This window comes from Glaciimonas immobilis (assembly GCF_011947285.1).
Taxonomy (GTDB): domain Bacteria; phylum Pseudomonadota; class Gammaproteobacteria; order Burkholderiales; family Burkholderiaceae_D; genus Glaciimonas; species Glaciimonas immobilis.
In genome coordinates this window covers 1,714-3,745 of record NZ_JAAOZT010000030.1, presented here as the reverse complement: position 1 = coordinate 3,745, position 2,032 = coordinate 1,714, and the positions used below count along the sequence as shown (strand labels likewise).

Below are 2,032 nucleotides of genomic sequence, written 5' to 3'. Positions count from 1 at the left end.
CAGCAACGTCTGGCTGCTCTGGCGCAGCAACATGGGGCGCTGGAGGCGGCCGACAACGATGCGGTCATCCACCGACTGGCGACCCAACAATCGGCGCTGGCTGGCAGCGGCGGCAATGTCGCCGACAACACGTTTGCGGAATTCAGCGCGCCGCATCTGCTGCTGGCCAGCCCGGCGGGCATCGCGACCTCGACGCCACAATCGACGCATATTGCCAGCGGTGAACAGATCGCGCTGACCAGCGGCGAGAGTGTAAGTTTATCGGTCGGACAACGGTTGATCGCGAATGTAAAAAACGGGATTCGGTTCTTCACCCTCCAAGGTGGCATCAAGGCCACCTCCGCCAGCGGCAATGTCGATTTGCAGGCGCTCAAACATAGTGTTGAACTGCTCGCCAAACTTAACATCACCATGACCGCTGAGCGCATTACGATCAACGCCGAAGAAGAGGTTGTCATCAATGGCGGCGGCAGTTATACGCGCTGGAATGCGGACGGGATTACCAGCGGCACCAGCGGCGAGTACATCGTGCATGCGGCCATGCATGCGCCACTGGGAGTGAAAAGTATCGCGCTACCCATATTGCCAGAGCCAGTCATGACCAAGGCGCAAATGATCTTTGATCTCCGCACGATTCCCGGTTTGGCTCTTCTTTCTGCGGAGCCGTACGCGCTGTATCGCGACGGCATCTTGCTGGATCGTGGCGTGACTGACATGTGGGGACGTGTGGTCGTGAACAACCATATGTCGACCAGCCGCTATGAAGTGGAATGGTCGGATGGCAATCGCTTTGCGTTACCGGTAACGGCGCAGCCCGGAGAAGCGCAACAGGAGCTTTCGCGCAAAGGGGTGCGCCAATTAGGTGAAACAACTGATGGTCGACAATCGCAGCTTAAACCCAATGCGGACTAAAAGTTAATCATTTAACCCATCATAAAGGAGCGCCATGCCGCCGAAAATGCAAGACCTGTTTCGGACAGAAACCACCCATGTCGATGAAGTCAATCGGCGCGCCTCCATGAGTCGCCAATGGTTATTAGAACAGCGTAACAAACCGGGTGATCACCCGATCTCGGTCGACAATCATCTGGCATTTCACATCTGCGCATCGCATGCATTTCCCCACATCGTAGCGGATATGCAAGCCGCTAAAAAGAGCATCGATATCATTTGCTGGGGCTTCGATCCCGGCATGGAACTCCTACCGCGCAACGACGGAGAATGGCCGCGTAGTCTGACTTATGGCGATTTGTTGCGTCAGATAGGTGAGCAGAAAATCGTCACCGTGCGACTGCTGTTATGGCTTGCCGAGGGACGCAGCCCTTCTGCATGGGCAGGCCGCATGGCGCACAACCTGTACGGTCATCCCGACTGGGGTAAAACCGGCAAGTCGGATCCCAATATTATCCGCGCCAAATTTTGTGAGCAGTGGTGGGATGACGCGCTCAATGGACGTATCCCCAATCTGCATGTGCGTTATCGGGCAGGAGATCCGGCCGCGGTAGAAGCCAGTTTGATCGGCGAAGCGAAACAGTTAACCGCTGTTGAAAAGGCGGGATTAAAGAAGGTCAGTACGCATCATCAAAAGCCGATTTTGATCGACTATGAACTACCGGAGCAAGCGATCGGTTATGTGATGGGACTCAATTCAACCACGGACTATTGGGACACCCCCGAACACGCCTATAACGATCTCCGGCGCGGTCACGCACGGGAAGGCGGTGCAGACAAGCACAATCCTGCACTGCGTCTCAAGCCTTTTCGCGACTACGCCATCCGGGTGCAGGGCCAGACGCTGCATTGCCTGAATCGCAATTTTGTGACGGCATGGGACCGGGCACCGAGGAATGCCGATCCTTTTCCAGAAACCGGTAACCTGCAATTGCTACGGCAGGCAATCGCTCCCGCCAGCTTCGTCCTGCCCTCCGGCGCTGAGCGACACCTCGCACAGATCGTGCGGACCCAACCGGAAGAAGGAGATAAAACCATTCAGGAGGCCTACTGGCTGGCAACCAGTCAGGCGCGCAACTAT

2 protein-coding genes are annotated in these 2,032 nt (G+C 56.4%); both read left to right on the top strand.

Annotation, left to right across the window (positions count from 1 at the left end):
• Positions 1 to 912, top strand: a 912-nt coding sequence (locus HAV38_RS21565; RefSeq protein WP_168057493.1) for a DUF2345 domain-containing protein, incomplete at its 5' end; no start/stop codon positions are given.
• 34 nt (positions 913 to 946) lie between these two features.
• Positions 947 to 2,032 (top strand): phospholipase D-like domain-containing protein (locus HAV38_RS21560; protein ID WP_483413866.1); only part of this gene is annotated, 1,086 nt, incomplete at its 3' end.